This is a genomic window from Ralstonia sp. NFACC01 (assembly GCF_900115545.1).
Lineage (GTDB): Bacteria > Pseudomonadota > Gammaproteobacteria > Burkholderiales > Burkholderiaceae > Ralstonia > Ralstonia mojiangensis.
This window is the reverse complement of the sequence record NZ_FOWV01000013.1, coordinates 23,840-46,144: the sequence shown is the minus strand read 5'-3', so window position 1 is coordinate 46,144 and position 22,305 is coordinate 23,840. Positions and strand designations below refer to the sequence as shown.

Here is a 22,305-nt window from a genome sequence, read left to right as displayed (position 1 = left end):
CGCCATGAAGTCATTCAACAATCAGGTTGCCGCCATCACGGGTGCCGCGTCGGGCATGGGTCGCTCGCTGGCGCTGCAGCTGGCACGCGAAGGCTGCCACCTCGCGCTGGCCGATCGCAACGAAGCGGCGCTCGCGCAGACGCTGCAACTGGTGCGCGCGCATGAAGGCGACCGCATCCGCGTGACCACGCACGCCGTCGACGTGGCTGACCGCGCCGCCGTGTACCGCTGGGCCGAAGAAGCGGCCGCCGCGCACGGCAAGGTCAACCTGATCTTCAATAACGCGGGCGTGGCGCTGTCCAGCACGATCGAAGGCATGGAAGACGACGAACTCGCCTGGATCATGAACATCAATTTCTGGGGCGTCGTGCACGGCACCAAGGCGTTTCTGCCGCTGCTCAAGGCGACCGGCAACGGCCACATCATCAACACGTCGAGCATCTTCGGCATCTTTGCGCAGCCGGGCATGGGGGCCTACAACGCCAGCAAATACGCCGTGCGCGGCTACACCGAGGCGCTGCGCCAGGAACTGGATCTGATGAACTGCGGCGTGTCGGCCACGTGCGTCCATCCGGGCGGCATCAAGACCAACATTGCCAAGTCGAGCCGCGTCTCGCCGAGCATGAACGGCTTCCTGGTGCGCGACGAACAGCAGGGCAAGGCGGAATTCGAGAAGTTCTTCATCACCTCGGCAGACAAGGCCGCGGAGGTGATCCTGGACGGCGTGCGCAAGAACAAGCGCCGCGTGCTGATCGGCCCCGACGCCCACGCCGCCGATGTGATGGCCCGCGTGCTGCCGGCCGCATACCAGGCGCTGGTCGTGCGCGAAGCCCGCCGCACGCGCAAAAAGGCGCTGCGCGACGATACGGCGCCGGCCACCGCCCGCGCAAAGTAGGAGGCCGCCGATGAACACGGCCACCACCGGAGAATTGTTCGCCAGCCCCCCGCGCGCGAACCTGCTCAACGTTGCACGCGCCATGCTGCGCCCCGGCCGCATCGGCCTGCGCAGCATCGGCCGCGATGTGCTGATCGCACGCTACGCCAAGCCGCAATCGCGCTACCTGCCGTTGATGGGTACGCGCGTGCATTACACCGACGAAGGCGCTGCCAACGCCGAAGGCACGTTGCTGCTGATCCACGGTTTTGGCGCGTCACTGCATACGTGGGACGGCGTGCTGCCGCAGCTCACGCGGCGCTATCGCGTGATCCGGCTCGACCTGCCGCCATTCGGCATCACCGGCCCGCTGCGCGACGCACAAGGCCGCCCGCGCACGATGGAACTGCCGCTGTATCGCGACTTCATCGACGCGTTTGTCGATACGTTGGGCTTGTCGAAACTCACCCTGATCGGCAACTCGCTGGGCGGCATGGTGTCGTGGGATTTTGCCGTGCGGCACCCCGGCCGCGTCGAGAAGCTCGTGCTGATCGATTCGGCAGGCTTTCCGATGAAGCTGCCGATCTACATCGATCTGTTCAATCACCTGGGCGTGCGGCTGACATCGCCGTGGATGCTGCCCGAGGGGATCATCCGCGCCGCCACGCGCGATGTGTATGGCGACCCGTCGCGCGTGTCCGAACCCACGCTGCGCCGCTACGCCGATTTCTTCTATGCCGACGGTGCACGACAGGCCATCGGCAAGATGGTGCCGAAGTTCCGCTTTGACGATGTCGATACCAGCGGGCTGGCCTCGATCCGAGTGCCCACGCTCATCCTCTGGGGCCAGCGCGACCGGTGGATCCCGCCCGCGCATGCCGGCGAATTCGCCCGCCGCATTCCCGGCGCCACGCTGCGCATGTACCCGGCGCTCGGCCACATCCCGATGGAGGAAGACCCCGTGCGAGTGGGGACCGACCTCTGCGCATTCCTAGATCAGGGGCGCGCATCGATGCGCCTTTCAGAAACCACATTCCAGGAGAACCGCCCATGATGCCAGTCCGCCGCGACGTGCATCCTCACCTGCCGGCTGATCGCATCAGCAACTGGCACGAGCGAGGCACGCACGTCACCCACTTCCTGAACGCGCTGTCGATCTTCTTCCCGACCGGCGAGCGCTTCTTCATGGACAGCGTGCGCAACTACCGCCATCTGGTGACCGACCCCGAACTCAAGCAGGCCGTGGCCGGTTTCATTGGCCAGGAAGCCATGCACACGCGCGAGCACGTGCTCTACAACGACCTGCTCGACCGGGCCGGCCTGCCCGCCACGCGCATCGACCGCTTTATTGGCAAGTTCCTGAACGTGCTGCGCAAGTACACGCCCAAGTCGCACCAGTTGGCCGTGACCGTGGCGCTGGAGCACTACACCGCCATGCTGGCCGGCCAGGTGCTTTCACATGAAGACGGCCTGGGCCGCAACTCGGAACCCGGCTATCGCCAGGTCTGGCTGTGGCACGCCATGGAAGAGACCGAGCACAAGGCCGTCAGCTACGACGTATGGAATCTGGCCATCAAGCCGGGCGTGGGCCGCTACCTCACGCGCACGCTGACGATGTTGGTGACGACCGTTACCTTCTGGGCGATGGTCTTCTACGTGCACTTGCGGCTGATCTTTGCGGATCGCACCGTCAAGCACAAATTCCTCGGCCTCGGCAAGGCGTTCCATTTCCTGTGGATTCACCCGGCGCCGCTGCGCAAGATCATCCCGGAGTTCTTCGACTTCTTCCGACCCTCATTCCACCCGTGGGATGAAGACAACCGTGACGCACTCGAACGCCTGCCCAAGCTGATTTCGGAAATCGAAGCCTACGCCGCTGCAAACGGCGAAGCGCCGTCGCCGTCAATCCGCCGCAAGCTCTCAACCGCAGGTGCAGCGGGATCTTGAGCAGGCATTCAAAACGCCTGCAGCACCCGTCGTATCGGGATCAAACTAGAAATAGATAAGGCGCGCCCCACGCAAGGGCGCGCCGGAGACACTAGCCTTTGTCCGGCCCGGGTGCGCTGCCCGGCGGTTCATGCATGTGCTCGATGACCTGCGCCACGCGGTCGCCCAGGTATTTGTTGGCGGCCGTCTCAAGCGCGCGCATCAGTTCGGCTTCAACCGCCACCAGCGCCAGCGGACGGATGCGCCAGATCACGTCGACCAGACGCGGCACGTCTTCGACCGGCGGCAGATCGCTGCCGTACTTGTCGAGTTCGCGCACGACCATGGAGACGAGATCGTCGGCCACCGCCTGCGTATGCGGCCGGGCACGCTCGATGATGTCGAGCACTTCGACAAGCGGGAAACCGGCCTTTGCCATTTGCGCGCCGGCGAGCAGCGCTTTGGGGCTGCGCGCCAGGTAGCCGAGGCCGTCGGGTTCAAGCAGGCCAAGCGAGATGGCCCGCGCCAGCGCCTGACGCGACATGGCACGGCCAAAGAGCTTGGCCAGCGCCAGGAGCGAGTAGTGCTTGGGCGACTCATCCGACCACGGGCTGGCGATGGCGGATTCGAGCCCAAGGATGGAGCGTAGGTCATGGCCCTCGACGATGGCCTTGAGCAGCTCCTGGATGTTGGAGAGCGTGTAGCCGCGCCCGAGCAGGTGATTGATGAGCTTGAGCCGCCCCAGATGCGCCTGCGTGTAGATCCCCACGCGACCACGCCGCTCGGGCGGATCGATCAAGCCGCGGTCCTGATACGAGCGGACGTTGCGGACAGTGGTTTCAGCCGCGCGCGCCAGTTCATCGATGGTGAACTCGCGGGCAGGTGGAACGGCGGGCGGACCGGCATCGCCGGTTGGTTTGCGGGCAGGCATGCAAAAAATTCTACACGAGCGCGGCGACAGACCGCGTCGGTTGCCGGAACGTTTCCGGTGCGTTTCTCACGACGAGGAGACCGTCGATGTGGGACTTGACCTTGCGTCATCGTAATAGCACGCTCCGGGCTGCGGGCGCAGTGGTTGCGGCGCTGCTGCTGCAAAGCTGCGCCGCCGCCGGCGATGGCCACGGCGCCATCGAAGCCGACAAAGCCAAACAGCTTGAAGACGCGCGGGCCCAGGCGCGGGCGCCATTCCAGTCGGGCAACCTCGCCACGCGCGAGGTGCGGCCCGCCACGCTGCGCGATTCCGGCCAGCCCGATGCGATCTCGTATCTGCGTCATGTCGATTTCCGCTTCGATGGTGGCGTGGGCTTTCTGGTCGATCAGCTCGCGCTGCGCATGGTGCCGCGTGCGCCAGGTGATCCGGTGTGGCTCGACGATGTGTCGTCGTACACGCTGCAGCCGGTGAGCGGTTCGGTGCGCGTCACGGCCGAGAGCATGGCCGCGCTGTTCAACACCGTGGTGTTTGCGCGCGGGCCGGGCGAAGATCCGCCGCTGCGCGGCTTCAGCTTCGCGCTCGACGACGGCACGCTCGACATGCGCGCCGAGATGCGCCGTCGCGGCGCCTGGGTGCCGATCGAGCTGCGTGGCCCGCTCGTGCTGCGCGATCCGCAGACCATCGTGTTCCGCCCCAACGTGGTCAAGGTGCGCGGGCAGGACGCCGGAGCACTGATGGGCGCGGCGCATATCGAACTGGCCGATCTGTTGCCGGTGTCGACACCCGCCGTGCAATTGGCCGGCAGCGAAATCGTCATGCAGGTGCCCAAGCTGTTTCCGCCGCCTGCGCTGGATTTGAAGCTCTCCGCTATTCGCGTCACGCGCGAGGGGCTGCTCATGCAGATCGGCGATGGCAACCCGCAGATGCCTCCGCTAGCCAACGCCACCGACGCGCAGCGCCCGTACATCCTCTTCCGCGGCGGTGACATCCGGTTCATGCGCTCGATGCCGATGAACGCTCGCATCGATATTGTCGTGGCTGATCCGGCCAAACCCTTCGTGTTCAACCTGTACCGCTATCGCAATCAGCTTGTGGCGGGGTCGCTGCGCTTCTCGCCGGATGGCGGCATTCGCGTGCTGATGCCGTCGTTCGACACCCTGGCCGCTGCCAAGGCCGCCAAGGCGACCGCAACTGCCAAAGTCGGCAAGCCTGCCCTGCAACTCGCCAAGAGGACCGCGCCATGATCGCCCCCGCCTTCGCTCTCGCCGCTCTGATGTTGCGCCTGGCGTTGGTGACGCTCGGCTTGGCCGGCCTCGTGGCCAGTGCGCTTGCCCGCGCGACCGAGCCGCCAATGGCCAGCGCGCAACGCAAGGACTTGACCACGGTGCGCCAGCAATGGGCGCAGCGCTGCGATCCGTCCTCCGGAGCGCCCAACGCCAGCGGCCCTGCCGTTGCGCGCGACTCGGGCACGGCGCCGCCCGTCGTGCAGATGCGTGATGTCGATTTCCGCATCACCGGCGACATCGGCTTTCGCGTGCACCAACTCACCGCGCAGCTCGTGCCACACAAACCCGGTCAGCCCGTCGACATGGACGATCCGGGCCAGTTCGACATCCGCATCCTGGGCGGCGAAGTGACGGTGCCCAAGGATTCGCTCGACGCGCTGTTCAACCGGTATCTGCTCGACTATTCGCCGCGCTCGCTCAATGCGCTGTCGCTCACGCCGGGCGACGGCGTGCTCGACGTCTCGGGCGGGCTCAAGCTACGCAATCATTTTCCCGGCGTGTGGCTGCCGTTCGGCATGCGCGGCACATTGGCGCTCAAGGAATCACGTTACCTCGTCTATACACCCACCGAGGCCCGCGTGATGGGCATCCAGACGCTGGCGCTGCTCAAGGGAATGGGGCTGGAGTTGTCGCAGCTTGCGCCGCTCAATCGCGACGGCGCCAAGCTGGACGGTAATGACATGGTGCTGGATCAATACACGGTCTTCCCGCCGCCGCGACTGATCGGTCAGATGAAAACGGCGCGCGTCACGCCCGACGGGCTGGTGCTCGGATTCGGCCCCGCGCCCGCGATGTGTGCGTCTGCACCAACCGACGCGGCCAGCCGCATCTGGATCCAGTCCGGTGACCTGAAGATGTACAACGTGCTGGTCACCAACAGCCGCATTCTCGTGACCGATACATCAACCCGCGGGCCGCTGCGCTTCGACCTGTACCACTACCGCGAGGCCGCCGCACGCGGCACCACGCGCATGGACGCGGACGGCACGCTGCGTGTCGACCTCGCGCCGGCGATGGTCGTCCAGTAACGCCATCGTCAGCGCGCTACTTTTGGCAGACCGCGTGCAGGATCGCCTCGCCCTCTGAGCGCGGCACGACGGCTTCCCAGCGGGGGCCATCGATGTTTTTGGTGAGCACCGTGGCGTGCTGGCCGTCCTGGATCAGCGCGCTGACCGGCAGGATGCGCCCCTCTTTGCAGTCATAGACGGACGTGCGCGTGTCGTACTGGTACGCCCTGCCGTCTGAGAGCTTGCGCGGGGCGTCATAGGCGTCGCGCGTCGTGGCGCGCACGGTCCCATCCTTGTTGTGCTCGATGGAGTCTTTGTCCAGATAGAGCGAGCCGCCGTTGTCGGCCAGCGGGGCCAGCTTGACCCAGTTGTCGGCCGCCCTGGCCGTCGAGCTACCGATTGCCAGCGCAGCAGCCACCCAGTAGATCAGCGTCGTTCGTTCCATTCGCATCGCAACCTCCGTTTGCCTTCGCACAGACGTACGCGAAGCGAAGCAGCAGGGCTGCCTCGTTCTCCGCACATTCGAACTAGGCGTAGCAAACGGCATGCCCCAAGTGTGATGCTGCCGCGGCAGGCAACAAAAAAGCCCGCACGGGGCGGGCTTCTTCGGGAAGGCAGGGCGGCTTACTTGGCGGCAGCGGCCATGTAGTCGACGGCGGCTTTCACGTCGTCGTCGGAGCCGGCGTAAGTGCCCTTGGGCGGCATCGCGCCCTTGCCGTGCAGCGCGGAGTCATACAACTTGGCCTTGCCTTGGGCAATGCGCGGCGCCCAAGCGGCCTTGTCGCCAAACTTGGGCGCGCCAGCCACTCCGGCGGCGTGGCACATCTGGCAAGTCGAATCGTAGACCTTCTTGCCGACTTCACCCGCAGAGGCTTGCGGTGCGGCAGATGCAGCCGGCGCGGCCGGAGCTGCAGCAGGTGCCGGCGCAGCAGCGGCCGGAGCCGATGCTTCCGGTGCCGATGCAGCAGCCGGCGCTGCACTCGCGCCCGCCGGTGCAGCCGGTTCCTGCAGCTTGCCGCCAGCGGAGTTGGCCATGTAGACGATGGCGCGTTCGATTTCGTAGTCGCTAACGTCATCCGGCGACGTGCCGCCGCGCGCGGGCATGCCACCCTTGCCGGCCAGCGCCACCTTCGTCAGGCCATCCAGGCCCTGCGGCAGGCGCGGACCCCAGCTTGCCGCGTCGCCAAATTTGGGCGCGCCAGCCACGCCTGCCGCGTGGCAGGTCGCGCAGACTTCCTTATAGAGCTGCTCGCCCGTCTTGAAAACGCGCGGCGCATTCGGGTCTTTCAGTTCGAGTTGCGCAACGGGCTTGATGCGATCGTTGACGGCCTCTTCCGACATGCCGGAACCGCCCGCGCCTTCCCTGGCGCCCAGGCCAACGTAATTGGCAAGCAGGATGATGATGAGAATGGGAACGACAAAGGCGGCGATCACCGCGATGATCAGCTGCTTAGGGGTCTTGATCAGAGGCTCGTGTTCGTCGTGTTGCGCGTCGCTCATGCTCAACTCTCAGGATGGTGGAACCGCTCTTGGAGCCCTCAGAGCGCCGCCGGCAAGGTCACGAGCATCGCCGGCAGGGCGTGGGGGCCGCATTGGATCGCGATGAGGGCAGGAAGACCATGGCGATTCAATCGCCGCGTCGGCCCAGACAGACCTGTCCCCGTCTTTCTTCTGGCAAATAACGCGCGATTATATCCGTAATGCTTTGGCCTTTGACACGCGGGACAGCCCTAGGCGCCGCTTTTCGACCTGCGTCAAAAACCCAACGAAACGTTGCAGCAGCAGGCCCTCGCACCCAGGGTTCATGGGCGTGCGATGGACGCTTGCGCCCAAATGCGCTATCCTGCGGGGCTTCTCTTTCGGTGCGTTCTGTGCCGATATGCGCCCGTAGCTCAATGGATAGAGTACTGCCCTCCGAAGGCAGGGGTTGCTGGTTCGATCCCAGCCGGGCGCGCCAAAAATCAAAGATTTACGCAACTTGTACGGTTTTTCGACGCCAGAACCGCGCTTCTGCCGCAACGTGCAGGCCTGCCTATTCCCGAACCTTATTCAGCTTCCCAGCATTTTTCGATTCGTCGATCGCGCTGCGGGCACGCTTAGAAAATAGTCACCTCATCAGGAGTCGAGTCGTGAGCCGTTACTGGAGCGATATCGTTCAGCAACTCGTGCCCTATGTCCCGGGCGAACAGCCGGCCATCGCGCGGCCCATCAAGCTGAACACCAACGAGAACCCGTACCCGCCGTCGCCGCGCGTGGTGGCCGCGATCTCTGCAGAGCTGGGAGAGACGGGCGAGAATCTGCGCCGCTATCCCGATCCGCTGTCGCGCCGGCTGCGCGAGACGGTGGCCGCGCAGGTGGGCCTCCAGCCCGAGCAGGTTTTTGCGGGCAACGGGTCGGACGAAGTGCTGGCGCACGTCTTCCAGGCGCTGCTCAAGCACGACAAGCCGCTGCGCTTTCCGGACATCTCGTACAGCTTCTATCCGACCTACGCGCGGCTTTACGGCGTGCAGTGCGAAGTGGTGCCGCTGGCGGACGACTTCTCCATCCGCGCCGATGACTATCTTGGCGACGCAGGCGGCGTGCTGTTCCCAAACCCAAACGCGCCGACCGGCCACGCGCTGCCGCTGACGGAGATCGAACGGATCGTCGCCGCGAACCCGTCGTCGGTCGTCGTGGTGGATGAGGCTTATGTGGATTTCGGCGCGCAGTCTGCCATTGCGCTCATCGACCGCTACCCGAATCTGCTCGTTGTGCACACGACGTCGAAGTCGCGCTCGCTGGCCGGCATGCGCGTGGGCTTTGCGTTCGGGCATACAACGCTCATCGAAGCGCTCAATCGCGTGAAGGACAGCTTCAATTCGTATCCGCTGGATCGCCTTGCGCAGGCGGCTGCCCAAGCGGCTTACGAAGACGATGCGTACTTCCGCTCCACCTGCGCCCGCGTGATGGCGAGCCGCGCGCGGCTAACGCAATCGCTGCAGTCGCTCGGGTTCGAAGTCGTGCCGTCGATGGCGAATTTCGTGTTTGCACGGCATCCGGGCCACGACGCTGCCGCGCTCGCAGCACGGCTGAAAGAGCAGGCCATCTTCGTGCGCCACTTCAAGCTCGCGCGTATCGATCAGCATCTGCGCATCACGGTCGGCACCGATGGTGAATGCGACGCATTCTTAAAGGCGTTGCGGGATCTGCTGGCGTAAGCATGTACGGGTGTGCGGCAAATTGCCACCGGGGTTGACCGGCCATTTGGGGGACTGCGCGCGCACCGGCGACCGCATCCCTCGATCACACGGTGCATCTGCGACATTGCACGGTGTGGATCGAAGACCACGAACGCAACCCATTGCTGCACTCAGGTATGTGGAACATTGACCGTACGCAGATGCTGCCGGCCGATTGCTGTGCCAGAATGCACGAGCGGGTAAACGGCGCGCCGACGCCGTCCGCTGTCCCCTAGGGCGAGCCTGAGCACTGCGCGGGCGGCACGGGACGCCACACAACACACTCCCACAAAAGGAATCAGCATGTCCAATCGTCGTCAATTCCTGAAGAGCATCCCCATCGTGGCCGCCGCGGGCGCCGTCATGTCGATGTCGGACCTGGCACTGGCTGCGCCGATGGTGGCGGAAACCGACCCGCAAGCTAAGGCGCTGGGCTACGTGGCTGACACCACCAAGGCCGACAAGGCCAAGTTCCCGAAGCACACGCCGGATCAGCATTGCGGCAACTGCGCCCTGTACCAGGGCGGTACGGCTGCGCAAGGCGGTTGCCCGCTGTTCGCCGGCAAGGACGTCGCCAACAAGGGCTGGTGCAGCGCCTGGGCAAAGAAGGCTTGAGCGAAGCGGTATCGCGCGCAAGCAAAACGGACCCTGCGGGGTCCGTTTTTTTATGGCCGCGCCCTCTACAATGCGTGCCATGCCGTTCACATTCACACCCACCGTCCTCGTCATCGACGACGAGCCGCACATCCGACGCTTCGTCCGCGCTGCATTGGAGGAGGAAGGCTGCGAAGTGCATGAAGCCGACCGCGTCGAGCGCGGCTTGATCGAAGCCGGCACGCGTCAGCCGGATGCGGTGATCCTCGATCTCGGTCTGCCCGACGGCGATGGCATGCAGTTGATTCGCGAGTTGCGCACCTGGACGGAAGTGCCGGTGCTCGTGCTTTCGGCTCGCGTGGATGAGCGCGACAAGATCGACGCGCTCGATGCCGGCGCAGATGATTACCTGACGAAACCCTTCGGCGTGGGCGAGCTGGTTGCGCGCTTGCGCGTGCTGCTGCGGCGACATGCCAAGCGCGGCGAAGACGGCGGCAGCATCATCCGCTTCGGCGAGGTGGAAGTCGACCTGGCGCGCCGCCTGGTCAGCCGCAATGGCCAAGCCGTGCATCTCACACCGATCGAATACCGGCTGCTGGCAGTGCTGCTTGGCCGCCGCGGCACTGTGATGACGCACCGCGAACTGCTGCGCGAAGTCTGGGGCCCCGCGCATTCTGACAGCAGCCACTATCTGCGCATCTACATGGGCCACCTGCGCCACAAGCTTGAGCGCGATCCGGCGCGGCCCGAGCACCTGCTGACCGAAGTCGGCGTCGGGTACCGCTTCACGGCGTAAGCCGGTTCACTGCTCCTTGATGCCGGCGGCGCGCACGATGCGGCCGTTGCTGTCGTATTCGGCGCGAATGGCCGCAGCAAACTGCTCTGCCGTGCCGCCCGCCGGCACCACGGCGGCCTGCGTGAGGCGCTCGCGCAGATCGGGCGCAGCCAGCGCCTTGTTGATCTCGGCGTTCAATCGGGCAATCACGGGGGCGGGCGTCTTGGCCGGCGCGAACACGCCGAAGGTCGATGCCATGTTCGCCTTGGCATAACCCAGCTCGGTGAAGGTCGGCACATTCGGCAGCGTATCGAGCCGGTGCGGCGCACCCACCGCCAGCGGGCGCAGCTTGCCGCTCGTGATGTGTTGCATCAGGGTCGGGCCGACGTTGGTCGACATGACTTCCACCTGGCCGCCCAGCGCATCCGTCAATTGCTGGCCACCGCCCTTGTACGGGATGAGCGTGATATCCACGCGCGCCTGCGACTTGATCTGCTCTAGCGCGAGATGTCCCACCGTACCCAGGCCCGATGTCGACCAGCGGATCGAGCCCGGCTTGGTGCGCGACTGGCTCAGCATGTCGGCAAAGCTCTTGCCCGTGAACGACGGCGTGCCCAGCAGGATCATCGGCGCGTACATGACATTCGCCACGGGCGCGATGTCTTTCTGCGGGTCATACGGCAGCTTGCCGAAATGGGGATTGAGCGTGAGCGGGCTGACCGACGAGAAACCCAGCGTGTAGCCATCTGGCGCCGCCTTGGCCACGGCGTCCATGCCGATGCTGCCGCCGGCACCGGCGCGGTTTTCCACCACCACCGGCTGGCCCAGTTGCGCCGACAGCTTCTCGCCCAGCGCACGCGCCACGTTGTCTGAAATGCCACCGGTCGGGTACGCGACGATGATGCGGATCGTTTTAGCCGGATAGTCCTGCGCTTGCGCAGGCACGGTGGCAAGCATCGGCAGGCCGGCGCACAGCAGCACGGCAGAGGCAATGAGGCGACGACGGGCAGTACGTGCGGAAGTCATGGCGCAATGTCAGGGGAAGAAACGGAAAAGAACATTGTAGGCCGATGCCCAGGCAACCTCGGCCGCCGACGTACAAAAACTGCAGGCAAAAGAAAAGGCGCCCGAAGGCGCCTTTTCCGTTCCCAATCGCGTGACAGCGTCGATTAGAAGATGTGGCGGATACCCACGCCAACGCTCGTCTGGTTCGACTTGCCAACGCCGGTTGCGTTGCCGCCACCCGACAGTTCCGGCAGCGCTGCGTCCTTGACCTTGTTGTAGTCGACCGTGCCATACACTTGCGTGCGCTTGGACAGAGCGTACTCAGCCAGCAGAACGCCGGTGTAGCGCTTGCCGTCGTTGCCGGCGGTCAGAGCAGCGTTCTTGATGCTGTCGTAGTAGAACGCGCCCGTCAGAGCCAGGGCCGGGGTGACGTTGTACGTCACGCCCAGGATGCCGACGTGGTCACGACGCTTCGTGGCGCCCGGGGTCAGGCCAGCGCCCGAGGTGGCGTTGCCGTAGATGTTCAGGCCGAAAGCGCTGCCGCCGACGCAGTTTGCCGAGCTGTTCACGCAACCCGTGGCGTCGCTGCTGTCGATGTAGCCTGCGAACAGCTTGGCTGCAGCGATCGTGTAGTTACCGCCGATACCCCACACGGTTTGCTTGTTGCCAGCAACGTCCTTGTGCTGTTGAGCGAAGGCGCCGATGTAGGCCGGGCCGAATTCATAGGCCACCGTGCCGCCAACGTACGAGTTCTGGCTTGCAGCGCCAGCCACTTCGCCAAAGCCGTAGGCCAGGCCGACCGACAGGCCGTTCCACTTGCCTTCGTACTTCAGCATGTTGGATTCACGCAGACCGGTCAGGCCGTAGTACATCCACGAGTTGCCGTCGTAGTTACCCACGCCCAGCGGGTCGAAGTTGCCACCGGTCGTGAAGCCGAAGTTGTATTGACGGCCCAGCGTGATGGTGCCCAGATCCTTGTTGGACAGGCCCACGAACGATTGACGATTGAACAGCGTACCCGAGCTGCTCATGCGGCCCGAATCCGAGTTGAAGCCGCTTTCCAGCACGAACAGTGCCTTGTTGCCGCCGCCCAGGTCTTCCGAGCCCTTCAGGCCCCAGCGGCTGTTCGACACAGCACCGCTTTCCATCTGGGTCACGCTGTTGCCAGCTTGGTTGGCGTTGTTGATGTAGTGAATGCTGGTATCGACAATACCGTACAGCGTCACGCTCGATTGGGCGTAGGCAGAACCTGCGAACAGGGCGCCAACTGCAACCAGAATGGCAGACTTTTTCATGTGGGCTCGTAATAAAAGAGTTGTCTCAAACCGCCCGACCCCGTGTGCATGAGGTTGGGCTCCTCCGTTTCCTTAACTTCCGTGTCGGAAGTGCCGCGCAAATTTAACAAAAGCCCATATGCCCGGCAAAGTAATTCACGGAATCGTTCTACCAAGTGTGGTACGCGCGCATCGCTCTTAATGCGCCGCACCAAATCGGCCTGCGACAAGGCTTGCCAGCGCGTCGTGCCCTGCTGTGGTGCACCAAGGCGGCCCACAGTCTTTGAACCGCTCTCTTGATTAGACAAAAAGGTTGGGAGATTGCCGGGGGCGTTACGCCATTGGCGCGCTTTTCAGCGCGGTTCACGCTGACTTGCATCATTTCAGCGCCGACAACAAACCGTTCGTCGCACCACCGTGGATAGGGCATGCCCCCTGACCTAGGCTGTAGACCGTGGCAGGACATCAAATGACCACGCCTAAAACAGCACCGAAAATCAGTTGAAGAAGGAGTTCGCCATGCGACTCAAGCAAATGGGGTTGGCTGCCATGCTGGCGGTCGGAGCCCTCGCGGCTGGCAGCGCTTGGGCACAAGCCAGCCGCGTGGAAGTGTTCGGCCAGAACGCACGGGCCGAACGGTTTGACGTCTACAGCGACGGTGCCCGCACCGGACGCTTCGACACGTATACAGAAGGTGCGCGCAGCGGCCGCTTCGATCCGTATTCGGACGGCATGCGCAGCGATCCGGCCGGCCGCTCCCGCGACGGCGGCGGGACGGTCTACGGGTACCCGGTTCCGAATTGATGCGCTGATCGGCATTCACCGCGTTCATCGCGCGTTGATCACGCATTGATCACGCATTGATCAATTACGGGCCGGTCTCCAGGCATCCTCCGTTTTCCGCCTCTTGGCCCACTCTGGCCCCGCTGGTGATGCGCCAGCGGGGCTTTTTCATGCGCGCTCAGATGAGCTTGTCGAGCGTGATCGGCAATTCGCGCACGCGCCGGCCGGTGGCGTGATAGACGGCGTTGGCGATGGCCGCCGGCACGCCGGTGATGCCGATCTCGCCGATTCCCTTGGCGCCCAGCGGGTTGATGTGCGGGTCCGCCTCGTCGAGCACGAGAATGTCGATGTCCGGCACATCGGCGTTGACGGGCACGTGGTACTCCGCCAGGTTGTTATTGACGATGCGGCCGTAACGCGGGTCGAACAGGCTTTCTTCGAACAGCGCCATGCCCATGCCCCAGACGATGCCGCCCACGAGCTGGCTGCGTCCCGTCTTGGCGTTGAGCAGCCGCCCCACGCCGTAGCTCGCCACGATGCGTGAGACGCAGATCACGCCCAGATCCGCATCAACGTGCACCTCGGCAAACACCGCGCCGAACGAGTGCATTGAGTACTTCTGCTTTTCTTCGCCCGGCTGCACCTTGGCGGTTACCTCGATGGGGCGGCCGTAGCGCGCGACCACGGCAGCCACGGGCTCACGCGCCCCGCTGCGGGCGCTCAAGAAGCCGTCGACCACGGTGATCTCGCTTGCGGCAAGCCCGTGCAGCGGCGAGCTGGCATCGGCGATGGCCGCGGCAATCAGCGCATCGCGGGCCCGCGCGCCGGCGGCCTGCACGGCGGGCGATACGCTGGCCACACTCTGCGAACCGCCCGACACCGGCGCCTCGGGCATGCGCGTATCGCCCAGGCTGAAATGCACGCGGTCGACGGGCATGCCCATGGCATCCGCCGCCACCTGCGTCATCACCGTGTAGGTGCCGGTACCCAGATCCTGCGAGCCGGATTCGACCTGCGCCGTGCCGTCGGGCAGGTAGCGCGCGGTGGCGCCGGCCGCACTACGGTTGGCGGGGTACGTGGCCGTGGCCATGCCCCAGCCGATGCGTGTGTTGCCCTCGCGCATGCTGCCCGGCTGCGGGTTGCGGCGCGCCCAGCCGAAACGCTCGGCGCCGGCACGGTAGCACGCTGCCAGCGATTTGCTCGACCAGGGGATGCGTTTTTCCGGATCTTGTGCAGCGTCGTTGCGCAGGCGCAGTTCCACGGGGTCGAGACCCAGGGTGTAGGCCATCTCATCCAGCGCCACTTCCAAAGCGAACGTGCCGGTGGCTTCGCCCGGAGCGCGCATGAACGTCGGCGTACCGATGTTGAGCCGCGCGAGCCGATGCGTGGTCCGCTGGTTGGGCGTCTCGTAAAGCATGCGGGTGACGATGGCGCAGGGCTCGGTCCAGTCTTCGATCATCGACGTGGTGGTCAGCGAGTCATGCGAGATGGCGGTGAAGCGGCCGTCGCTGGCGGCGCCCACGGCGATGCGCTGCTCGGTGCGCGGGCGCCCGCCGACCGGGCCGAACATCTGCGGGCGCTCCAGCACCAGCTTGACGGGCCGCCCCGCCTGGCGCGCGGCCATCGCCGCCAGCACCACGTGCGACCACACCGAGCCCTTGCAGCCGAATCCGCCACCCACGAACGGGCACATCACGCGCAGCTTATCGGGCGACAAGCCGAGCGTCTTGGCGACGGTGCGGCGCACGCCCGAGACGTATTGCGTGCTGTCGTACAGCGTAAGCGAATCGCCCTCCCACACGGCGATGGTGGCGTGCGGCTCCATGGGGTTGTGCGTCTCCATGGGCGTCCCGTAGACGGCCTCGATGCGCTGCGCCGCCTGCGCCATACCGGCAGCCATATCGCCGCGTGTGGTGTCGGCCGATTGCGCCTGCACCTTGCCAGGCGAGTGCGCATCGGCGCGGGCGGTTTCGAAATCGAGCCGCGCGGGCTGCTGGGCCACCTCCACGCGCACCATGCGCGCTGCGGCCTGGGCATGTTCCAGCGTGTCGCCCACCACGAGCGCCACGGGCTGGCCGTTGTAGTGCACCTGGTCGTCCTGCAGCAAAGAAAGTGCGCGTCCGGCCGGGGGTTCGAGCGCTGGCTTGCCGCCGTTGGGCAGGCGAGGTGCGTTCTTGTGCGTCATCACCAGCAGCACGCCGGGCATGGCCTGCGCGACATGGGTATCGACCCGCGTGATCCGACCCGCAGGCACGGTGCTCTGCACCAGCACCGCATGCACCAGACGCGGCACCTGGAACTCTGCTGAATAGCGCGCCTGACCCGTGACTTTGAGCAGACCGTCTGTGCGGTCCAGCGGTTGGCCCACGTTGCTCATGCCACACCTCCTGTCGGATTAGCGGGATTGACCGCGATGGTGAGCGCCCGGGCCACCGCCCGCTGTGCGAGCGGCACCTTGAAGCCGTTGTCGCGCAGCGGCTGGGCGCCCTGCACGGCCAGCGCACCCGCCTGGGCAAACAACTGCGCATCCACGGCCTGGCCCGCCAGCATCTGCTCGGCCGCGTGCGCGCGCCACGGCTTGTGCGCCACGCCGCCGAGCACAATTCGCGCCTCCCGGATCGTCCGCCCATCGGTCTGCAATGCCAGCGCCGCAGCCACCGACACCAGCGCAAACGCATAACTGGCGCGGTCGCGCACCTTCAGGTAGTGCACGTGCGACCCGAACACGGGCGGCGGCAGATCGATGGCGATGATCAACTCGCCGGGTCCGAGTGTCGTCTCGATTTCAGGGTGCGCTTCCGGCAATCGATGGAACGCTTCGATGGGAATACGCCGCTCACCGTGCGCACCGTGCACCACCACCGTGGCATCCAGCGCGGGCAGCGCGACAGCCATGTCGGAAGGATGCGTCGCTACGCATGCCTCGCTCGCACCAAGGATGGCGTGCATGCGGTTGAAGCCCTCACGCGCGGCACAGCCGGAGCCGGGTTGCCGCTTGTTGCATGCCGGATACGCCGTGTCGTAGAAGTAATGGCAGCGTGTGCGCTGCATCAGGTTGCCGCCGTTGGTGGCCATGTTGCGTAGCTGACCCGAGGCGCCCGACACGATCGCTTCACTCAGGAGCGGATACCGCGAGCGCACCAGCGGATGCGCCGCCGTATCGGCATTGCGCGCCATCGCGCCCAGGCGCAGGCCACCGTCGGGCAACGCGCGAATCTGCGCGAGCGGCAGACGGCTTACGTCCACCAGCCGCTGGGGCTGCTCGACGCCGCCTTTCATCAGGTCCAGCAGGTTCGTGCCGCCGCCGATATAGCGCGCGCCCGGCTCATGGCCCAGGCGCACGGCAGCTTCAACGGAAGACGCACGGTCATAGGCAATCGATTGCATGGCGGCTCCTCAGGCAGCGTTGCCAGACTTGGCAGCCACCACGCGAATCGCCGCCACGATGTTGGGGTACGCGCCGCAGCGGCAGATGTTGCCGCTCATGCGCTCGCGTATTTCGTCTTCGGTCAGCGCCACGGGGCCGTCATTGCCCAGTGCTGCGGGCGACGTGACCGTGCTGGGCATACCGCGGCGCGCCTCGTCCAGCACCGCCACCGCCGAGCAGATCTGCCCTGGCGTGCAATATCCGCATTGAAAGGCGTCGTGTTCGAGAAACGCGGTCTGCACCGGATGCAGCGCCGTGCGGTCGACCACGCCTTCATGCGCGTGTGCCAATCCTTCGACGGTGGTGATGGCCTCGCCCTCGTGCATGATCGCCAGCGTCAGGCAACTGTTGATGCGCCGCCCGTTCACGAGGACGGTGCATGCGCCGCACTGGCCGCGATCGCAGCCTTTCTTGGTGCCGGTCAGGCCGAGCACTTCACGCAGCGCATCGAGCAACGTGACGCGCGGCTCCAGTGACAACGCATACGGCTTGCCGTTGATATTGAGCGATACCGGCCGCGCAGGCGCCAACGCAGCGGGACGTGCCGGGGCCGATGCAGAAGTGCCCGCACCGGCCGGTTCGTGCGGCAGCGCAAACGCCGAGGCGGCGGCTGCGGCGCTCTGCAGAAAGCCGCGCCGGCTCGGGCGTGCGGGTGCCCCATCCGGTTCGTGGGCAGGATCATTCGATGCTGTTAAGGGGTGATCAGACATGGCGCGCGCTCCACCGGCCGAGGCGGCCGTAGCTGGGGACATGCGTCAGGGGAAAGCAAGCGGAATACCCGGCACCCGGGCGTTGGAAAGCCACTGAGCAGTGGCTTCGCGAGGGGGAATTGCTGCGGCGCGTGTAAGGCTTACGCGCCGCGTTGCAGTGCGGTTACTTGCCCAGGCCGACGCGGTCGCGCGACACATCCATGACCATGCGGGTCAACAGGTACAGGCGCGGAACGATGGAGTTGAGGTCGACATATTCGGCGTCATTCGAGTGCGCGCCAAAGCTCGCCAGACCGAAGCGCTCGATCACGGGCGCCTTGGTTTTCGACGCAGCAAACGCGGCATCGGTGCCGCCGCCTTCGGCCTTGTCGTCAATCTCCAGCGTCTTGCCAAGTTCGCCGTAGATCTTCTGGGCGTGTTCGGCCAGCGCGCGCGACGCCGGGGTCGCTTCCAGCGGCGGGCGGCGGCGCTCGAACCGGGCCGAGACCTGCGTATCCGGAATCAGCTTGTTCCTGATGCGCTCGTTGACGGTCTCTTCCAGCTTGTCGGCATCGGCCGCGCGCAGCAGGCGCACATCAGCCTGGGCACTGGCCACGGCCGGAATCACGTTGCGGTTGGTGCCCGCCTGCGCCACCGTCCAGTTCACCTTCAGGCCCGTTTCCGGCTTGGACAGATCGCGCATCTGCAGCACCTGGTGCGACAGCTCATACAGCGCGTTGCGGCCCTGCTCCGGCGCGCCGCCCGCGTGCGAAGCCTTGCCCTTCACATCCAGCAGGATCGCGCCGATGCCGCTGGTGGCCAGCGACAGCTTGTCGGAGGTCACGCGCGTGCCTTCGCACGAGAACACGGCGTCCTGCTCGGCGCCCAGCTTGGCCTGCATGGCCCGCGCGCCCGGCGAGCTGATCTCTTCGTCACCGTTGATCAGCACCGTAAGCGTGCCGTATTGCTTGAAGTTGACGGCCTGCAGAATCGACACCGTGTGCAGGATGACCGCCACGCCGTTCTTGTCGTCGGCAATGCCCAGGCCGTAGGCACGCTCACCGTCGATGCGGAATGGCTGCTGCGCGAGCATGCCCTTCAGATAGACGGTGTCCATGTGCGCGATCAGCATGATGTTGCGCTTGCCCTCGCCCTTGAAGCGCGCGAGCACCATCTTGCCGATCTTCTCGGGCGTGTCGGCCATGCGATAGGCATGGTCGCTGGGGTCGATGAGCTTGACGTCGCCGCCCATGCCGCGCAAGCGCTCGGCGATTACGCTGGCAATCTTGTCCAGACCTTCGATGTCCTTGCTGCCCGATTCAATCGAGACCAGAGTCTTCATGGTGTCGATCAGCGCAGGTTTTTCCTGCTGGGCACGCTTGTAGATTTCAGCCGGCGGCACGGCGGCAGCCTGGCCGGCAGCCAGCGCACCCACCAATGCGACAACGGCCAGCACTGCAGGGCGCATGCCCTTGGGCAACAACGGGGCTCTCATGGATGTTTCCTCACCTGTTCTTAGTTATGGTCTGCAACAAATCGGCGATTTTCTCACGCCCGCCTGAGGATTGCCCGAGGGCCATCCCCCCTTTGGCTAGACGCATGACACCGCGCAAAGGAATACTGATAGAGATGCGCAAAACGAAAGCGCTGGGCTGACACTCTCGCTACAATTGCTGCCATGCAATACATCCATGTCGTCAACGGCGATGTTGCCGGCGCCACACTCAAGCAGGCGCTCGCACAGGCTGGCCGCCCCGATTCCGTAGTCGTACTGCGCGACGATCTCGCCGTCGGGCCGCTGGTCGACGTCGACAGTGTCGCCATGGCCCGCTCCGGCTTCTGGCAGCGCGTGGCGCCCAATAGCAACATCGATTTCGCCGCCGAGATGCGCGACGCACTCGCGTCGCTCGCCGACCTGCGCGATGCCACCACGGAAGTCGCCATCTGGCATGGCCAAAGTGCCTCGGACCAGCTCATGCTGCGCCGGGTGGCGTTCCATCTGCACCAATCGCCCCAGCGCATCAATGAAGTCGGCATGGATGTGCGCGAACTTGAGGCCCCCAACGGTCAAGGTCCGCTGACGACCATCGGCATGTACTCGGGCGCCCGGTTGGCGCGGCGGTTTTCGACCATTGCGCCGGTGTCGGTGCTGCGCATCGGCCGCCTGGCCTACGAATGGCAGCAGACCGTGCGCGAGAATGCCGACACGCGGCTGTGGAAAGGCAACACGCTGGTACCGGTGTCCTACGGCACGGTGGATGAAGTGATCCTGGAGCACGTTCCGACCGACTGGGCCAGCGCACGCGACGTGGTGGGCAGCATCATGGGCGCCATCGACGGGCTGCTCGCCAGCGACTGGTTCGTCTTCTGGCGCTGCCGCGAACTGGTCGGCAACGGTCAGTTGCTGCTGCGCGGCGAGGCCGATTCGCTCAGCACCTGCGAGCTGCGTCGCAATGTGAGCGTGGCCGTGTAAGCGCCGCCCGAAACCTGGATCTGCCCTGAGGAGCGCCGAAAGCGCTCCTTTTTATTTGTTCGCGCTGCTTACGCCTAAAACGCGTTCGTAACCGGCGCGGGTCAGCCGTCTCGGCGCAGGCCTGCGCGTGCGGGACAATCAATCGGGGCGTCAGGGTCGCCGCCGTCGACTTCGTTGGCGAGATCGGTATCGGGCTGCGTGCCTTCCACGTCGCTATGGACGTCGCCTTCGCCCCACGGCATGCCGGATTCGCGCAGGCGCTTGCGCTGGGTGCGGTCGCGCTGAAACATTTCGGCCAGCTCGTCGCGCCCCTGCTGTGCCAGTGACACAAGCTTCTTCTGATCGCGGTAAACGGGGTAGACCTGCTCCATTGAATTGAGCGTGTGCCGGCGGAACGTCTGGGCGATGCGGTGCGCCTCGTACGGCTCCTTGCCCAGCCCTTCCAGCACGCGGCGACTGAGCATAAGCGAGCCTTCGAACATTTCACGCTCGATCACCTCCACGCCGCGGTCCCGCAGTTGGTACACGTGCGACACGTTGCGCGCCCGCACATACAGCTTCAGGTGGGGAAAGCGCTCGCGCACGCGGTCGACCACCTCCAGGTTGGTCTCCATGTCGTCGATGGCGACGACCATCATGCTGGCCTTGTCGGCGCCGGCGGTTTCCAGCAGATCCATGCGCGTGGCGTCGCCGTAAAAGACCTTGAAGCCGAAGCGGCGCAGCATGTCGATCTGGTCCGGATCGTGATCGAGCACAGTGGCGCTATAGCCCTGGCTGTAGAGCATGCGGCCGACGATCTGCCCGAAACGGCCGAAGCCCGCGATGATGACCTGGTTGTCCTGGGGCTCGATGGCGTCGGGCGCGCGCTTCTTTCCGTCCATCAGACGCGGCACCAGCACCTTGTCGTGCAGGAGCAGCAGCAATGGCGTCGCGGCCATCGACAGCGCCACCACGAGGTTGAGCGCAGCGGCCGTCTCCGCCCCGAGCACGTTGCCAGCCACACCGGGGCCGAATACAACGAACGCAAATTCACCGCCTTGCGAGAGCAGGAATGCAAACAGCCATGCCTGCCCACGCGCAATGCCAAAGCGGGTGGCCAGCAGGCGCAGCGCGCCAATCTTCACCGCCAGGAACACCGCAACCAGCCCGATCACGGCGACCGGCTGGCGCATCAGTACGCCAAAGTCGATCGACATGCCGACGGCCAGGAAGAACAGGCCCAGCAGCAGGCCTTTGAACGGCTCGATGTCGGTTTCGAGCGCGTGGCGGTATTCGGAATCGGCCAGCAGCACGCCGGCAATGAAAGCGCCCAGCGCCATCGACAAGCCCACGCTATGCATCAGCAGTGCAATGCCCACCACCAGGAGCAGCGAAAACGAGGTGAACATCTCGCGCATGTTGGTACGGGCAATGGCGCGCAGCACCGGCCGCAACACCGTGCGACCGCCAAAAATGACTGCCGCCACCACGCCCACCGCCTTGGCCGCAGCCACCCAGCTATGGCCGCCGGATGCGTCGCTTGCATCGGTCGCCAGCAGCGGCAGCAGCGCGATCATCGGGATGGCCGCGATGTCCTGGAACAGCAGAATGCCGAAGCTGGCCGTGCCGGCAGGCGTGCGCATGAGGTTGCGCTCGGAAAGCGTGGCCAGCGCAATCGCCGTGGACGACAGCGCCAATCCCAGCCCGGCCACCACAGCCGCGCGCCACGGATGGCCCACCGCCATGACCGCCAGCCCCACGGCTAACGCGCACACCACAATCTGCAGGCCGCCGTAACCGAAGATGCTCCGCCGCAGCGACCACAGCCGCGCCGGCTCCAGCTCCAGGCCAATCACAAACATCATCAGCACGACGCCGAATTCCGAGAAATCCAGAATCGACTGCACGTTGGTGATGAGCCGCAAGCCCCACGGCCCAACGATCACCCCAGCCAGCAGATAGCCGAGCACCGAACCCAGCCCCAGCCGGCGCGCCAGCGGCACCGCCGCCACGGCCGCAGCCAGGTAGATGACGAAATTGACAAGCAGATCGTGCGATTGCATG

At 65.3% G+C, this 22,305-nt stretch carries 20 protein-coding genes and 1 tRNA gene; 11 read left to right on the top strand and 10 right to left on the bottom strand.

Annotation, left to right across the window (positions count from 1 at the left end):
* Window positions 1–4 precede the first annotated feature (4 nt).
* The 3 genes from BM136_RS23450 to BM136_RS23440 are packed head-to-tail and all read left to right on the top strand — an operon-like array spanning window position 5 to window position 2,821.
* Complete coding sequence (locus BM136_RS23450; protein WP_092976440.1) at window positions 5–895, top strand: SDR family NAD(P)-dependent oxidoreductase; 891 nt, start codon at window positions 5–7, stop codon at window positions 893–895.
* A gap of 10 nt (window positions 896–905) precedes the next feature.
* Window positions 906–1,928 (top strand): alpha/beta fold hydrolase, encoded by a 1,023-nt coding sequence (locus BM136_RS23445; RefSeq protein WP_092976438.1) that lies wholly within the window; start codon window positions 906–908, stop codon window positions 1,926–1,928.
* On the top strand, window positions 1,925–2,821 hold the full coding sequence (locus tag BM136_RS23440; protein WP_092976435.1) for a metal-dependent hydrolase: 897 nt from the start codon (window positions 1,925–1,927) through the stop codon (window positions 2,819–2,821). Before BM136_RS23445 ends, BM136_RS23440 begins: the two co-directional genes overlap by 4 nt.
* Before the next feature lie 91 nt (window positions 2,822–2,912).
* On the opposite strand, the gene BM136_RS23435 is transcribed toward BM136_RS23440, so the two are convergent.
* A complete protein-coding gene (locus BM136_RS23435; RefSeq protein WP_092976432.1) occupies window positions 2,913–3,731 on the bottom strand; it encodes a MerR family transcriptional regulator in 819 nt (272 codons plus the stop codon).
* Between the two features lie 86 nt (window positions 3,732–3,817).
* Here BM136_RS23435 and BM136_RS23430 point away from each other — a divergent pair, with 86 nt between their 5' ends.
* Window positions 3,818–4,975 carry a hypothetical protein gene (locus BM136_RS23430; protein WP_092976429.1) on the top strand — a complete coding sequence of 386 codons (1,158 nt, stop codon included), beginning with the start codon at window positions 3,818–3,820 and terminating at the stop codon, window positions 4,973–4,975.
* Window positions 4,972–6,045 (top strand): DUF2993 domain-containing protein, encoded by a 1,074-nt coding sequence (locus tag BM136_RS23425; protein WP_092976426.1) that lies wholly within the window; start codon window positions 4,972–4,974, stop codon window positions 6,043–6,045. The genes BM136_RS23430 and BM136_RS23425 overlap by 4 nt, the downstream gene beginning before the upstream one ends.
* A 16-nt stretch (window positions 6,046–6,061) precedes the next feature.
* Here the strand turns inward: BM136_RS23425 and BM136_RS23420 are convergent, their stop codons facing one another.
* Together BM136_RS23420 and BM136_RS23415 are read right to left on the bottom strand one after the other, a co-directional pair.
* The gene (locus tag BM136_RS23420) at window positions 6,062–6,475 is read right to left on the bottom strand and encodes a surface-adhesin E family protein (RefSeq protein WP_092976424.1); all 414 of its coding nucleotides are present in this window, start codon (window positions 6,473–6,475) and stop codon (window positions 6,062–6,064) included.
* Window positions 6,476–6,648: 173 nt separating this feature from the next.
* Window positions 6,649–7,524 carry a c-type cytochrome gene (locus BM136_RS23415; protein ID WP_092976421.1) on the bottom strand — a complete coding sequence of 292 codons (876 nt, stop codon included), beginning with the start codon at window positions 7,522–7,524 and terminating at the stop codon, window positions 6,649–6,651.
* A gap of 381 nt (window positions 7,525–7,905) precedes the next feature.
* On the opposite strand from BM136_RS23415, the gene BM136_RS23410 reads away from it, so the two are divergent.
* From BM136_RS23410 to kdpE, 4 genes are all read left to right on the top strand, one after another.
* Window positions 7,906–7,981, top strand: a tRNA-Arg gene (locus BM136_RS23410).
* Window positions 7,982–8,153: 172 nt separating this feature from the next.
* Window positions 8,154–9,221 (top strand): histidinol-phosphate transaminase, encoded by a 1,068-nt coding sequence (gene hisC / locus BM136_RS23405; protein ID WP_092976418.1) that lies wholly within the window; start codon window positions 8,154–8,156, stop codon window positions 9,219–9,221.
* 324 nt (window positions 9,222–9,545) lie between these two features.
* Window positions 9,546–9,857 (top strand): high-potential iron-sulfur protein, encoded by a 312-nt coding sequence (locus BM136_RS23400; RefSeq protein WP_004628878.1) that lies wholly within the window; start codon window positions 9,546–9,548, stop codon window positions 9,855–9,857.
* Window positions 9,858–9,927: 70 nt separating this feature from the next.
* On the top strand, window positions 9,928–10,632 hold the full coding sequence (kdpE, locus tag BM136_RS23395) for a two-component system response regulator KdpE (RefSeq protein WP_024977386.1): 705 nt from the start codon (window positions 9,928–9,930) through the stop codon (window positions 10,630–10,632).
* A gap of 6 nt (window positions 10,633–10,638) precedes the next feature.
* Here the strand turns inward: kdpE and BM136_RS23390 are convergent, their stop codons facing one another.
* Together BM136_RS23390 and BM136_RS23385 are read right to left on the bottom strand one after the other, a co-directional pair.
* On the bottom strand, window positions 10,639–11,637 hold the full coding sequence (locus BM136_RS23390; protein ID WP_092976415.1) for a Bug family tripartite tricarboxylate transporter substrate binding protein: 999 nt from the start codon (window positions 11,635–11,637) through the stop codon (window positions 10,639–10,641).
* A gap of 143 nt (window positions 11,638–11,780) precedes the next feature.
* Window positions 11,781–12,911: a porin gene (locus BM136_RS23385; protein ID WP_092976412.1), complete on the bottom strand. Its 1,131-nt coding sequence runs from the start codon at window positions 12,909–12,911 to the stop codon at window positions 11,781–11,783.
* Between the two features lie 498 nt (window positions 12,912–13,409).
* On the opposite strand from BM136_RS23385, the gene BM136_RS23380 reads away from it, so the two are divergent.
* Window positions 13,410–13,694, top strand: coding sequence for a hypothetical protein (locus BM136_RS23380; RefSeq protein ID WP_024977383.1), 285 nt, complete (start codon window positions 13,410–13,412; stop codon window positions 13,692–13,694).
* A gap of 157 nt (window positions 13,695–13,851) precedes the next feature.
* On the opposite strand, the gene BM136_RS23375 is transcribed toward BM136_RS23380, so the two are convergent.
* The 4 genes from BM136_RS23375 to BM136_RS23360 all read right to left on the bottom strand — a co-directional run bounded on the left by BM136_RS23375 (window position 13,852) and on the right by BM136_RS23360 (window position 19,284).
* On the bottom strand, window positions 13,852–16,050 hold the full coding sequence (locus BM136_RS23375) for a xanthine dehydrogenase family protein molybdopterin-binding subunit (protein WP_092976409.1): 2,199 nt from the start codon (window positions 16,048–16,050) through the stop codon (window positions 13,852–13,854).
* Window positions 16,047–17,060 carry an FAD binding domain-containing protein gene (locus BM136_RS23370; RefSeq protein WP_092976406.1) on the bottom strand — a complete coding sequence of 338 codons (1,014 nt, stop codon included), beginning with the start codon at window positions 17,058–17,060 and terminating at the stop codon, window positions 16,047–16,049. Before BM136_RS23370 ends, BM136_RS23375 begins: the two co-directional genes overlap by 4 nt.
* 9 nt (window positions 17,061–17,069) lie before the next feature.
* A complete protein-coding gene (locus tag BM136_RS23365; protein WP_092976403.1) occupies window positions 17,070–17,810 on the bottom strand; it encodes a 2Fe-2S iron-sulfur cluster-binding protein in 741 nt (246 codons plus the stop codon).
* 163 nt (window positions 17,811–17,973) lie between these two features.
* Window positions 17,974–19,284: a M20/M25/M40 family metallo-hydrolase gene (locus BM136_RS23360; protein WP_092976400.1), complete on the bottom strand. Its 1,311-nt coding sequence runs from the start codon at window positions 19,282–19,284 to the stop codon at window positions 17,974–17,976.
* 183 nt (window positions 19,285–19,467) lie between these two features.
* On the opposite strand from BM136_RS23360, the gene BM136_RS23355 reads away from it, so the two are divergent.
* Window positions 19,468–20,262 (top strand): DUF1835 domain-containing protein, encoded by a 795-nt coding sequence (locus tag BM136_RS23355; protein WP_009239689.1) that lies wholly within the window; start codon window positions 19,468–19,470, stop codon window positions 20,260–20,262.
* Between the two features lie 101 nt (window positions 20,263–20,363).
* Here BM136_RS23355 and kefC read toward each other — a convergent pair whose 3' ends face one another.
* Window positions 20,364–22,304 carry a glutathione-regulated potassium-efflux system protein KefC gene (gene kefC / locus BM136_RS23350; protein WP_092976397.1) on the bottom strand — a complete coding sequence of 647 codons (1,941 nt, stop codon included), beginning with the start codon at window positions 22,302–22,304 and terminating at the stop codon, window positions 20,364–20,366.
* Window position 22,305: the final 1 nt, after the last annotated feature.